Annotated in this window: 10 protein-coding genes and 1 riboswitch; of the genes, 2 read left to right on the forward strand and 8 right to left on the reverse strand. The window is 72.3% G+C overall.

The genetic code is table 11. The features are described 5' to 3' along the window. The first annotated feature begins 46 nt into the window (after positions 1-46). Positions 47-1,462: a CehA/McbA family metallohydrolase domain-containing protein gene (locus tag R0146_RS05765; protein ID WP_317691907.1), complete on the forward strand. Its 1,416-nt coding sequence runs from the start codon at positions 47-49 to the stop codon at positions 1,460-1,462. Between the two features lie 164 nt (positions 1,463-1,626). Here the strand turns inward: R0146_RS05765 and R0146_RS05770 are convergent, their stop codons facing one another. The 3 genes from R0146_RS05770 to R0146_RS05780 form a co-directional block, all read right to left on the reverse strand. Continuing rightward, a complete protein-coding gene (locus R0146_RS05770; protein WP_317691908.1) occupies positions 1,627-2,121 on the reverse strand; it encodes a MarR family winged helix-turn-helix transcriptional regulator in 495 nt (164 codons plus the stop codon). 97 nt (positions 2,122-2,218) lie between these two features. Then, positions 2,219-3,004 (reverse strand): trypsin-like serine protease, encoded by a 786-nt coding sequence (locus tag R0146_RS05775; protein WP_317691909.1) that lies wholly within the window; start codon positions 3,002-3,004, stop codon positions 2,219-2,221. A gap of 93 nt (positions 3,005-3,097) precedes the next feature. Beyond that, positions 3,098-3,886 (reverse strand): HAD-IIA family hydrolase, encoded by a 789-nt coding sequence (locus R0146_RS05780; protein ID WP_317691910.1) that lies wholly within the window; start codon positions 3,884-3,886, stop codon positions 3,098-3,100. A 201-nt stretch (positions 3,887-4,087) separates the two neighbouring features. On the opposite strand from R0146_RS05780, the gene R0146_RS05785 reads away from it, so the two are divergent. Next, positions 4,088-5,839: a pyruvate dehydrogenase gene (locus tag R0146_RS05785; RefSeq protein WP_317691911.1), complete on the forward strand. Its 1,752-nt coding sequence runs from the start codon at positions 4,088-4,090 to the stop codon at positions 5,837-5,839. 27 nt (positions 5,840-5,866) lie between these two features. Here R0146_RS05785 and R0146_RS05790 read toward each other — a convergent pair whose 3' ends face one another. The 5 genes from R0146_RS05790 to R0146_RS05810 form a co-directional block, all read right to left on the reverse strand. Continuing rightward, the gene (locus R0146_RS05790; protein WP_317691912.1) at positions 5,867-6,604 is read right to left on the reverse strand and encodes a cobalt-precorrin-6A reductase; all 738 of its coding nucleotides are present in this window, start codon (positions 6,602-6,604) and stop codon (positions 5,867-5,869) included. Continuing rightward, a complete protein-coding gene (cobA, locus tag R0146_RS05795) occupies positions 6,601-7,428 on the reverse strand; it encodes a uroporphyrinogen-III C-methyltransferase (protein WP_317692341.1) in 828 nt (275 codons plus the stop codon). The genes R0146_RS05790 and cobA overlap by 4 nt, the downstream gene beginning before the upstream one ends. A gap of 202 nt (positions 7,429-7,630) precedes the next feature. After that, a complete protein-coding gene (locus R0146_RS05800; RefSeq protein ID WP_317691913.1) occupies positions 7,631-10,048 on the reverse strand; it encodes a bifunctional hydrogenobyrinic acid a,c-diamide synthase/histidinol phosphate aminotransferase CobBC in 2,418 nt (805 codons plus the stop codon). Continuing rightward, the gene (cobO, locus tag R0146_RS05805; protein ID WP_317691914.1) at positions 10,042-10,653 is read right to left on the reverse strand and encodes a cob(I)yrinic acid a,c-diamide adenosyltransferase; all 612 of its coding nucleotides are present in this window, start codon (positions 10,651-10,653) and stop codon (positions 10,042-10,044) included. Before cobO ends, R0146_RS05800 begins: the two co-directional genes overlap by 7 nt. A 1-nt stretch (position 10,654) precedes the next feature. Beyond that, on the reverse strand, positions 10,655-12,766 hold the full coding sequence (locus tag R0146_RS05810) for a putative cobaltochelatase (RefSeq protein ID WP_317691915.1): 2,112 nt from the start codon (positions 12,764-12,766) through the stop codon (positions 10,655-10,657). 67 nt (positions 12,767-12,833) lie between these two features. Beyond that, a riboswitch (adenosylcobalamin (AdoCbl) riboswitch) is annotated at positions 12,834-12,926 on the reverse strand. Between the last annotated feature and the right edge of the window lie 60 nt (positions 12,927-12,986).

Here is a 12,986-nt window from a genome sequence, read left to right on the forward strand (position 1 = left end):
GTGGCGGCCGACGTCAGGTCGGACGGACCAGAGGAGAGGGAGAGACGTGACTCCGTTCCGCAAGGGTGTCATCGCTGCCACCGCCATCACCGGCTCACTGATGCTGGCCGCCATGCCCGGCGTGGCGCACGCCACCACCGACTCGATCGACTACGCGATCGACAGCCCGTACGCCGACGTCGACTGGGGCTGGACCCAGTACAAGGCCGGGTTTCACAACCACACCACCGAATCCGATGGCGGCAACAGCCTGCGCGAGATGATCGACCAGGCGTACGCCCTGGGCTTCAATGTCTACGCCGCCACCGACCACAACTTCCACATGGAGGACTGGGTCGGCGACTACAAGGAGGGCCCGCTCGGCTCCGGCGAGCAGCCGAAGGCGAACTACTACTACACCCAGGCCGAGGTCGACGCGATGCTGGCCGGTGAGGGCCGGGACGGCAAGCCGGGCCTGTTGGGTGTCCCCAACACCGACGAGCAGTCGATCGCCGACCACCTGAACACCTTCTGGACTCCGTGGAACAACTCGGGATCCGCCACGCTGGAATCGAAGATCGAGCACGTCGACGGGATGACCGGACAGCCCTCCCCGCTGATGCACATCAACCACCCCGGCCGCTACTACGGCGGCAGCACCACGAAGCTGGGCCCGAACGGTGAGGATCTCGGCGGGCTGGCGGCGACCGACCCGGCGAAGGTCGCCCGGTACGTCGGCCTGTTCGAGCAGTACCCGGACTCGCTGGTCGGCATGGAGATCGTCAACAAGGTCAGCGACGGGGACTCCTACTCCGACCGCATCCTGTGGGACAGCGTGCTGGCCGAGACCATGCCCGAGCGGAACGTCTACGGCTTCAGCAACGACGACGCGCACAGCACGGGCGCCCTCGGCTACGACTACAACCAGCTGCTGATGCCGGAGCTCTCCGAGCAGGCCGTGCACGACGCCATGACCTCGGGCGCCTGGTACTCCAGCGCCCTGGTCGCCAAGCGTGAGCTCGGCTCCGGCTTCAAGGGTGACCGCACCGAGCCGGCCCCGACGATCAGCAGCATCGCCGTCGATCAGACCGCCGACAGCATCACCATCCAGGGTGCCGGCTACCACCGGATCGAATGGATCGCCGACGGCAAGGTGATCGCCACCGGCAACACCCTCGACCTGGACGACGTCTCGGCCTCGGTGGACAACTACGTCCGCGCCCAGCTGATCGGCGACAACGGCATCTCCTTCACCAACGCCTTCGGCGTCACCATGAACACCACCGGCAACGACGGTGAGTTCCTCTCCGACAGCGAGGCGGCCCAGGCCGCCGTCGCCTCGGTCGGCCGCACCACCGCCGCCGTCGAGGTCGTCCGCGCGTTCGGTGCCTCGCAGGGCGCCAAGCGCTTCGATGTCGCGGTGACCACGCCCGAGGGCACCACGATGGTGAAGGTGGACGCCGTCACCGGCGCCATCCTCTGAGTCGGCGCTGCCAACACGTCTTGGACCGTACGATCGTGGCCCGCTCCCTGCCCGGGGGTGGGCCACGGTCTTCGGTGCCGGGTGCCGGGTGCCGGGTGCCGGGTGCCGGGTGCCGGGTGCCGGGTGCCGGGTGCCGGGTGCTCGGGCAGGGCGACCGTGGCTGGTCAGCGGTCCGCGGGCCGCTCGTGCTGGGGATCGGTCCGCTGCAGGATCTGCTCGGCGACGGCGGTCAGCTGGGGCACCTGGGCGTCGGTCAGCGCGTCGAACACGTACGTCCGTACGGCCTCGACATGGCCAGGCGCGGTCCGGACGACGAGATCCCACCCCGCGTCGGTCAGCGTCGCCAGGGTCGCGCGGCGGTCCTCCGGATCGGGCGAGCGGACCACCAGGCCACGGTGCTCGAGCTTGGCGACGACCTGGGAGAGTCGCGACAGCGAACCCTCGGCGAAGGCGGCGAGCTCGCTCATCCGCCGCGTACGATCCGGCGCCTCGGACAGCCCGGCCAACACCATGTACTCGAAGAACCGCAGTCCGGCGTCGCGTCGCAGTTGGCCGTCGAGCGCGGTCGGCAGGCGCAGCACCACGCCGCCGAGGGCCAACCAGGCACGCCGTTCCTCGGCGGTCAGCCACTGGGGTGCGTTCGTCTGCTCCGGCTCCATGGGCCCATCGTACGTTAGACGTTAAACATTGAAGTAATTCTGGTCCGGTGTGCTGCGTGGCGGCTCGCGGTCGCGTCGCCCTCGCCGCCGTCCCGGCTCACTGGCCGGCGGAGGCCTCCATGGCACCGATCCAGTCGAGGATGTCGGGGCGGTCGAGGCGCAGCACGCCGGACGAGCCTGCGCAGGCGGGGTTGCGGGTGTAGGAGGTGACGCCGGCGATGACGGTGCTGGTGCCGAGGAAGTTCGGACCGCCCGAGTCGCCCGTGCAGGTGCCGCCGGTGTCGGCGTTCGCGGAGAGCAGCATCCCGAAGTCGCCGACCTCGGGCATCCCGGTGTTGATCTGGAGCAGGCGCGGGTGGGCGACCCGGCGCGCCACGTCGTCCTGGTTCTTCCAGGACGCGGCCTCAGGGAAGGATGCCTGCAGGCCGTAACCCACCGAGGTGAAGGTGGTGCGGCCGCCGGGCCGCAGCGCGTCGAGCTGGTCCGCCGCGGGAAGCCGGCCGTACGTCGCCATCGGCACGGGGCGATCGAGGATGACGACGCCGACGTCGTGGGTGTAGAACGCGTCGGGGTCGTACGCCGGATGGGCGTACGGCGTCCCTCCGACGGCGCCGGGGCTCTGCGGGGTGGGGACGGCGTCGAACCACACCGTGGTGTACATCAACTGGCCGCTCGTGCAGTGCCCCGCGGTGAGGAAGACCCGCGCCGAGATCAGCGTGCCGCTGCACCTCAGCTCGGTCCGGGTCGCGACGTCGTACGTCACCATCATCCCGACGTACGGGTGGTCGTCGCCGTCGAGACTGCCGTGCGTGATGGCATGAGCCGGTGAGGCACCCGCCACGAGCAGGAGGCTCGCGAGGAATGCCGTGATGAGTGCGCGCATGTGGGCCCCTTCGACGTCAGCCGGCCCCATCGGCCGTGGTACGGCCCACAGTAGAGCGTCGGGGGTCGGGCCCGGACGAGGCGACGAGCGCCCTCAGGCGAACTGCTCGACCAGCGGAACGATGTCAGCCACCGAGGCCAGCACCCGGCTCGGCCGGAACGGGAACCGGGCGATGTCCTCCCGCTGGGTGATGCCGGAGAGCACGAGGATGGTCCGCATGCCGGCCTCCAGGCCGGAGATCACGTCGGTGTCCATCCGGTCGCCGATCATCACGGTGGTCTCGGAGTGGGCGCCGATCGCGTTCAGGCCCGAGCGCATCATGTACGGGTTGGGCTTGCCGCAGTAGTACGGCTCGATGCCGGTCGCCTTGGTGATCAGCGCGGCGACGGCGCCGGTCGCCGGCAGGATGCCGTCGGGTGACGGGCCGGTCGGGTCCGGGTTGGTGGCGATGAACTTCGCCCCGCCGAGGATCAGGTTGATCGCCCGGGTGATCGCCGGCAACGACCAGGCCCGCGTCTCGCCGAGGACCACGTACTCGGCCTCGGTGTCGGAGAGGATCATCCCCGACTCGTGCAGCGCCGTGGTCAGGCCGGCCTCGCCGAGCACGTACGCCGTCGCCCCCGGCGACTGGTCGGCGAGGAACGCTGCGGTCGACAGGGCGGAGGTCCAGATGTTCTCCTCCGGCAGGTCGATGCCGCTGCGGGCGAGCCGGGCACGCAGGTCGCGCGGGGTGAAGATCGAGTTGTTCGTCAGCACGAGGAAGCGCCGCTCGGTGCGCTTGAGCGCCTCGATGAACTCGGCCGCTCCGGGAATCGCCTGGTTCTCGTGGACCAGGACACCGTCCATGTCGGTGAGCCAGCTGTGGACGGGGGTGTCGTGCATCGGGCCCTCCTCGGGGCGGCGGCGGATGTCTCCAGCAGTATTCCAGCCGCCCTCGCGACGCCTTTCGGAGGGGGCGGGTCAGTGCGGGGCCGGGAGCCTGTGTTCCCGGATCCGCCACGGCGGCATACCGTAGAAGCATCAACTATCAGTGGAGTGTCGATTTCTTGCTGCGGGTCCCACAAGGACCTCGGGAGGTGCACCGTGAAGCTCGCCGAACAACTCGTCGCCCAGCTCCGACAGGCCGGCGTCCGACGGATCTACGGGATCGTCGGAGACTCGCTCAATCCCATCGTCGATGCCGTCCGCCGCTCCGGTGGCTCGGCTGCCGGCGGCATCGACTGGGTCCACGTCCGGCACGAGGAGGCGGCCGCGTTCGCCGCCGCCGCGGACGCCCAACTCACCGGTGAACTGGCGGTCTGTGCCGGCTCCTGCGGCCCGGGCAATCTGCACCTGATCAACGGTCTCTACGATGCGAACCGCTCCGGTGCCCCCGTCCTGGCCATCGCCTCCCACATTCCCAGCCAGCAGATCGGCACCGAGTACTTCCAGGAGACCCACCCGGACCGGCTGTTCACCGAGTGCTCGGTCTTCAACGAGCTGGTCACCGACCCGACGGTGTTCCCGCGGCTGGTGGACTCCGCCATGCACCACGCGATCGCCGAGCGCGGTGTCGCCGTCCTCACGATCCCCGGTGACGTCGCCGACCGGGACGCGACGGTGCCGACGCCGGCCTGGCATGACGTCCGCGAGGCCAGCCTGACTCCCGACCCGGCCGCGGTGCAGGAGCTGGCGGACCTGATCAACGCCGCCGAGACGGTGGCCGTCTTCGCCGGCGCCGGCGTCGAGGGGGCGCACGACGAGGTGATCGAGCTGGCCGAGAAGATCGCCGCCCCGATCGGGCATTCGCTGCGCGGCAAGGACTTCATCCAGTACGACAACCCGTACGACGTCGGGATGACCGGCCTGCTCGGCTACGGGGCGGCGGCCGCGGGGATGGAGGGGGCCGACCTGCTCCTGCTGCTCGGCACCGACTTCCCGTACGACCAGTTCCTGCCCGACACCCGGACGGCCCAGATCGACCGCAACGCGGCCACCATGGGCCGGCGGACGGGCGTGGACCTGGCCGTGCAGGGCGACATGGTGCCCACCCTGCGGGCGCTGCAACCGCTGGTCGAGCGGAAGACCCGGCGGGCGTTCCTCCAGGAGATGCTGAAGAAGCACGAGAAGTTGATGACCTCCACGGTCGGGGCGTACGCCCACAAGCCGGCCCGCAAGCGCCCGATCCACCCGGAGTACGTCGCGAATCTGCTCGACGAGGTCGCCGCCGAGGACGCGATCTTCACCGCCGACACCGGCATGTGCAACGTGTGGACCGCGCGCTACATCAACCCGAACGGTCGCCGTCGGTTGATCGGCTCCTTCCTGCACGGGTCGATGGCGAACGCACTGCCGCACGCGATCGGGGCGCAGTTCGCCTACCCGGACCGGCAGGTGATCTCGGTGTCCGGCGACGGTGGCCTGGGGATGTTGCTCGGCGAGCTGGTGACCGCGCAGATGTACCAGCTGCCGATCACCGTGGTGGTGTTCAACAACTCGACCCTCGGCATGGTCAAGCTGGAGATGCTGGTCGACGGGATGCCCGGATACGGCACCGACGTGCCGCCGGTCAGCTACGCGCAGGTCGCGAAGGCCATCGGCTACCACGCCGCCACCGTGTCCGAGCCGAAGCAGATCGAGCCGGCGCTGAAGGCGGCGCTGGCCCATCGCGGCCCCTCGCTGGTCGAGGTGATCACCGATCCGGACGCGCTGTCCCTCCCGCCGGCGGTGACCGGCGAGCAACTGATCGGTTTCGCGACCGCGATGAGCAGGACCGTCCTCAACGGGGGCGCCGGTGAAGTGGTGTCGATGGCCCGCTCGAACATGCGCAACATCCCGCGGAGCTGGAAGCTGTGACGCCGACGGCTGGGGTGCTCGTCGGGCTCACGCGTGGGTGAGCACCCAGTCGGCGGCCTCCTCCGGCGCCTCCACCTGCTCGATGCCCTCCGGTGCGGCGGGCCGGCGGACGATCACCACGGCGATGCCGAGGTCGGCGGCGGCCTGCAGCTTGGCCTCGGTCAGGGAACCGCCGGAGTTCTTCGTGGTGAGCACGTCGATCCGCCGGTCCCGCATCAGCGCCGTTTCCGACTCCAGGTCGTACGGTCCGCGGTCGACCAGCACCTCCCAGTTGGTCGGCACCCACCAGTCCGCCGGCTCGACCAGCCGGACCAGGACGTAGCGGTCGGTCCAGCCGGCGTACGCCCGCAGCGACTTGCGGCCGGTGGTGACGAACACCCGCGTGCCGAGCCGTTCAGCGGTCGTCACGGCCTCGGCGGTGCTGTCCACCCAGTGCCAGTCGGCCGCCTCGGGGCGGGTCTCCCAGCCGGGCCGTTGCAGCCGCAACAGCGGGATCCCGGTCTCCTGGTGGGCCGCCGCGGCGTTGGCGCTGATCCGGGCGGCGAACGGGTGGGTCGCGTCGACGACCGCGGTGATGCCATGGTCGCGCTCGTACGCCACCAGACCCTCGACGCCACCGAAACCGCCGACCCGCACCTCGCCGGCCGGCAGCGCCGGAGTGGTCACCCGTCCCGCGAGGGAGGAGATGACGTCGAGGCCGCGGTCGACCAGTAGGATCGCCAGGGTGCGCGCCTCCCGGGTGCCGCCGAGGATCAGCACGGTCATCTGACCAGGCCCCTCTCGGCCAGTGCGCTCGTCCCCGGCAGTTCGCCACCGGCGACGGCACCGATCACGGTGACCGCCGGCGAGCCGATCCCGGCGGCCTCGACCGCGTCCGGCAGGGCGGCGAGGGTGGAGCGGACGACCCGCTGACCTGCCAGGCCTGCGTCGGCGATGGTGGCCGCCGGGAGGGCGGGGTCCATGCCGTCGGCGAGCAGTCGGGTGCAGATCCGGCGCAAGGTGTGCACGCCCATCAGGATCACCAGGGTGGTGCCGGAACGGGCCAGCGCCGCCCAGTCGACGCCCGAGCGCGGGTCGCCGGGGGCGACGTGGCCGGACACCACGGTGAAGCCCTGGCTCAGTCCGCGGTGGGTGACCGGGATGCCGGCGAGCTCCGGGGCGGCGATCGAGGAGGTCACCCCGGGGATGACGGTCACCGGGACACCGGCCTCGGTGAGGGCGACCACCTCCTCGCCGCCACGGCCGAAGACGTACGGGTCGCCGCCTTTGAACCGGACGACGTGCGCGCCGCGGCGGGCACGGTCGATCAGCAGGGCGTTGATCGTCTCCTGGGAGGTCTGCTCGCCGCGCGGGATCTTCGCCACGTCGATCACCTCGGCGTGGGCGGGGATCTCGGCCAGGCACTCCTGCGGGGCGAGCCGGTCGGTCACCACGACGTCGGCCTGGCGCAGTGCCTGCAGCCCGGCGACGGTGATCAGCCCGGGATCGCCGGGTCCGCCGCCGACCAGGGTGACCCGTCCGGTGCCGGGCTCGGGGGCGGGGCGGGGGGCGGCCGGGTCGGCCCGGTCCGGGCGCGGACCGAGAACCAGGTCGTACGTTCCCCGGTGGTCGGCGGCCGGCGGCTCGGGGGCGTGGGTGACCAGCCCGCGCTGCACCAGGTCCTTCAGGGCGGTGGGGAGTTCTTCGACGGCGAGGGTGACCCGGGCCCCGCCGCGGAGCAGGGCGGCAATGTGCGCGGGCATGGTGGCGTCCAGACCGGTGATCAGCACCCGGCGGTCGGTGACGTCGATCTCAAACACGGGCGGCCTCCACGAGGGCATCGATGACGGCGGGCGGGCGGACGGCGACCCGGACCCAGCCGGGACCGAGACCGGGGAACGTGTCGCCGCGGCGGACCGCGAACCCGCGTGCCCGCAGCCGCGCGCGGGTCGTCGGATCGTGGGTGTCGGCCAGCACGAACGGTCCGGAGGCCGGCGTGACGACGTCCCACCCCAGGCCGGTGAGGGCCTCCACGAGGTGGTCGCGGTCAGCAGTGGTGCCGATCACCGCGAGCTGGGACTCGATCCGGGCTCGGTCGGAGGTGGCGGCGATCATCGCGGCGAGCGCCGGGGCGGAGACCGACCACGGCGGCTGCTGGGCGGCGAGCCGGGCGATCAGCCGGGGGTCGCCGACGACGTAGCCGGCCCGCAGCCCGGCCAGGCCCCAGGTCTTGGTGAGGGAACGGACGACCAGCAGGTCGGTCATCTCAGCGTCGATCTGGGTCTCGTGCTCACCGGGAACGGCGTCCATGAACGCCTCGTCGATCACCACGATCCGCCCCGGTCGGGCCAGGCCGCGCAACGCCTCCCCGTCGTGCAGGACGCTGGTCGGGTTGGTCGGGTTGCCGACCAGCAGCAGGTCCGTGTCGGGCAGCGCCGCGGTGTCGAGGGTGAACGGCGGGGCCAGGACGTGCCGGTGCGGCGTACGACCGGCGGCGAGCAGGGCCGCCTCCGGCTCGGTGAACTGCGGGTGCACGACCACCGGTCGCTCGCCCGGGACGGCCCGGGCGATCAGGGTGAACGCCTCCGCACCGCCCGAGGTCGGCAACACCATGTCCGGGGTGACCCCGTGGTACGCCGCCAGGGCCTCGCGGGCCGCGGTCGGATCCGGGTAGGCGCCCAGCCCGGTCAGGGTGGCGGTGATCTGTGCCAGCATCCAGTCCGGCGGGCCGGGGAGACGTACGTTGACCGCCAGGTCGACCAGCCCGTCACCCACCTCGGTGTCGCCGTGGTGCTGCAGGTCGGGTCGAGAGGCGGCATACGTGTGCGCGGCGTCGCAGAACTCCTGGGCCAGCTCCGGTGCCCCCGCCCAGTGCACGTGCAAGTAGGAGGCGTGAACGGTGGCGGGCATCGTCGGGGCCGCCGGGTCGGTGGTCGTCCGGTGGAACTCGTGGCCGTGCGTCCCGTCGACGTCGCGGTAGCCGAGCGTCAGCTTCGGGCCCATCGCCGCGGTGGCGTCGACCGCGCCGACCATCGGGTGGCCGTCGACCTCGCGGCACAGGTAGAGCAGGCCGGCGCACTCCCCGACGGTCGGCGTGCCCGCGGCGATCGCTTCACGGATCGAGGCGATCATCGACGCATTGCCGGACAGCCCCTCGGCGTGCACCTCGGGGAAACCGCCGCCCAGGTAGAGGCCGGCGGTGTCGGGCGGCAGCGCCACGTCCTCCAGCGGGTCGAACTCCACCGGCTCGCAGCCGGCCGCCTCCATCAGCTCAGTCGTCTCGGCGTAGCGGAAGGTGAAGGCGCGGCCGCCGGCGACGGCGATCCGCGGCCGGGCGGGATGGTCGGTCCCGGCGGTGTCCGGTGCGGCGACGGTGGCGTCGGGGAGAGCGGCGTACGCCTCGGGCGGGTGCACCACGGCAGCCGGGTCCCAGGGCCGTGCGGACAGTCGCGGGGCGGTCATCGCGATCTTCACCACCCGGGCCAGGTCGACCTCGTCGGAGATCCGCCGGGCGAGGGCGTCGAGGGCCTCCAGCGCTTCGTCCCGCTCGGCGGCGGGCACCAGGCCGAGGTGTCGCGACGGGACGTGGATCGCCTCGTCGCGCGGCAGCACCCCGAGCACCGGAATGCCCAGCCGGCGCAGCGCGCGGCGCACCTCGTCGGCGTGGCGGGGCGAGCCGGCCTTGTTGAGGATGATGCCCTCGACCTTCACGCCCTCCTCGAACGCCGCCAGGCCGCCGACCGTCGCGGCGATCGTCCGGGAGGCGTGGGAGATGTCGACGGTGAGGATGACCGGGGACTCGGTGAGCTCCACGACATGGGCGGTGGAGGCGAAGCCCTCGGTCTCCGCTTTGCCGTCGAACAGCCCCATCACGCCCTCGATGATGGCGATCCGGGCCGGTGTCGGGTGCTGGGCGGTGGTGTGCAGTGCGCCGTGCAGCAGCAGCGGGGCGATCCGCTCCTCACCCTGCAGCCACGGGTCGAGGTTGCGGCCGGGACGGCCGGTGGCGAGCTGGTGGTAGCCGGGGTCGATGTAGTCCGGGCCGACCTTGAAGCCGGCCACGTCGAGGCCGTACGGCTCGCGCGACAGCGCCGCCATCAGACCCGTCGCCACGGTCGTCTTGCCCTGACCGGAGGCGGGCGCGCCGATCACCACCCGGGCCAGCGCGGTGGTCGGGCGCTCGGCGGTGGGGGTGTCGGTGGTTCCGGGGGTGCTGGGGTCGATCACCATTCGATGCCCTTCTGGCCCTTCTGGCCGGTGTCGAAGGGGTGTTTGACCTTGGTCATCTCGGTCACCAGGTCGGCGACCTCGAGCACCTCCGGGGCGCAGTCGCGGCCGGTGATCACCACGTGCTGGGTGCCGGGGCGGGCCCGCAGCGTCTCCGCGACGTCGACCGGGTCGATCCACCCCCAGGTCATCGGATAGGTGAACTCGTCGAGCACGTAGAGCGTGTGGCGCTCGTCGGCGAGGCGGCGCTTGATCTCCGCCCAGCCCTCCTGAGCGGCCAGCGCATGATCCTCCGCGGAGCCCTCCTTGCGCGACCAGGACCAGCCCGAGCCCATCTTGTGCCACTCGATCGGGCCGCCCTGGCCGGTGGTCTCGTGCACGGTGGCCAAGGCTTCGAGGGCGGTCTGCTCGCCGATCCGCCATTTCGCGGACTTCACGAACTGGAAGACACCGATGTCCCACCCCTGGTTCCAGCCGCGCAGGGCCAGCCCGAACGCGGCGGTGGACTTGCCCTTGCCGGGGCCGGTGTGCACGACCACCAGCGGCCGGTTGCGGCGCTGCTTGGTGGTCAGCCCGTCCTCGGGCACGGTCAGTGGCTTGCCCTGCATGTCAGGCTGCCTTTCGTCGGGGGTCTGGGAGGCGGTCCTGGACGGTGGTCACGATGGTACGACCGGCCGCCGACACCTGATCACGGCCGATCTCGCCGAGCTCCACCAGGTCGGCGCCCATCGCGGCGGCAAGTCGGCCGGCCAGGCCCAGCCGGAACCGTCCGGTCTCGCAGTCGATCACCACGGCGTCGTACCCGGACAGGAACTCGGCGACCCGGCGGGCGCGGGGCAGGGCGTCCGGACCGGAAGTGGCCCGCCCGTCGGTGAGGACGACCAGCAGCGGCCGACGGCGCGGGTCGCGGATCCGTTCGCGCCGCAACACCTCGGCGGCGGTCGCCAGACCTTCGGCCAGCGGCGTACGCCCCCCGGCGGGCAGCTCGTCGAGACGGCGCGCAGCCGCGTCGACCGAGGAGGTCGGCGGCAGGACCAGCGTCGCCTCGGCGCCGCGGAAGGTGACCAGGCCGACCTTGTCGCGGCGCTGGTAGGCGTCGAGCAGCAGGCTGAGGACAGCCGTCTTGACCGCCTCCATCCGCCGCCGGGCCGCCATCGAGCCGGACGCGTCGACGACCAGCAGGACCAGGTTGGACTCGCGGCCCTCGGCGACGGTGCGGCGCAGGTCGCTCGGGGCCAGACGAAGGGCGCCGGTGGAGCGGCCGCGGGTCGCCTGGTGCGGCGCGGCGGCGCGGATCGTGGCGGGCAGGTGGAGCGTACGTCCCTCGTCGCCGGCGCCGACCGCCCGCCCCTGGGCGGTCCGTGCCCGGGAACGGCGGCCGGCCTCGCCCGCGCCGATGCCCCGGGCCTCCAACCGACGGGTGCGGTAGGGGCGGCCGGCGGTCGCGAACAGCATTGTCGGGGCGGGGTCGGAGGGCCGGCCGGGGTCGTCCTCGGTCGAGTGAGCGGTGGGGTCGGTGGCGGGGTCGGCATCCGCAGGGCCTGAGCCGGTGCCGTCGGTGCCGGTGTCCCGGCGCGCGGCCGGGGGCGTCGGACTGTCCGGCGCCGGATCGGCGGATGACGTGTCGGAGCCGGCCGACCCGGTCTCGTCGGGCAGGGTGTCGTCGGGCTGCGGAGCCGGATCGTCGGGACGGTCGTCCGGGTCGGGATCGTCGTCCAGGTCGTCGAGCAGACGGTCCAGCAGGTCCTCGTCCAGGCCCGGGGCATCGAACGGGTTGCGCCGGCGGCGGTGCGGCAGCGCCAGCCGGGCGGCGGCCCGCAGGTCCTCCTTGGTGACCCGGTCGCGCCCGTTCCAGGCGGCGTGGGCCGCCGCGGTGCGGGCCGTGACGATGTCGGCGCGCATCCCGTCGACCTCGAAGGCGGCGCAGATCTCGGCGATCTTCAGCAGCGCCCGATCACCGAGGGTGACGTGGTCGAGCAGTTCCCGGGCGGCGGTCAGTCGGGCCCGGGTGGCCTGCTGTTCGGTGTCGTACGCCGCCGCAAAGGCCTCGGGATCGGCGTCGTACGCCAGCCGTCGGCGGACCACCTCGGCGCGCAACTGCGGGTCACGCGGCGCGGCGACCTCGACGGTCAGCCCGAAGCGGTCCAGCAGCTGCGGGCGCAGCTCGCCCTCCTCGGGGTTCATCGTGCCGACCAGGACGATCCGGGCGGCATGCGAGATCGACACGCCGTCGCGTTCGACGGTGTTGCGGCCCATCGCCGCCGCGTCGAGGAGCAGGTCGACCAGGTGATCGTGCAGCAGATTGACCTCGTCGACGTAGAGCAGGCCGCGGTTGGCCTCGGCGAGCAGCCCCGGTTCGTAGCGGACCCGGCCGGCGCCGAGCGCCTGTTCGAGGTCGAGGGAGCCGATCACGCGGTCCTCGGTGGCCCCCACGGGGAGCTCGACGAGCCGGGCGGGGCGGGTGCCGGTCGGCTCGTCGGCGTCGTGCGGGCCGTCCGGGCAGCGGGGGTCGGGGGCGACCGGGTCGCAGCCGAAGCGGCAGCCGTCGATGATCCGCTGGGCGGGCAGCAGCTCGGCCAGTGCGCGGACGGTGGTCGACTTGGCGGTGCCCTTCTCGCCGCGGACCAGGACGCCGCCGATCGCCGGCGACACCGTGGTCAGCACCAGCGCCAGGCGCATGTCGTCGGAGCCGACGACGGCCGAGAACGGGAACGTACGCATGCAGCCTCCCTGCGGGTGCCTCGCCCGCGTGGTCGTGGGACGGGCGTACGCGGAGGCGCACGTCCCGGCGCCCGGCGATGCCCTGACTCGGCCTGTCGACACGACGGGTCTCACAGTGGCGGGACCGTTCCGGATTCTCACCGGATTCCACGCCGGGTGCAGGCCCGATCCTAGCGGCCGTCGGGAGGGCTGCGCCGCCGGCGATGGCCGGGGCTGCGAG

The organism is Raineyella sp. LH-20, assembly GCF_033110965.1.
GTDB lineage: Bacteria > Actinomycetota > Actinomycetes > Propionibacteriales > Propionibacteriaceae > Raineyella.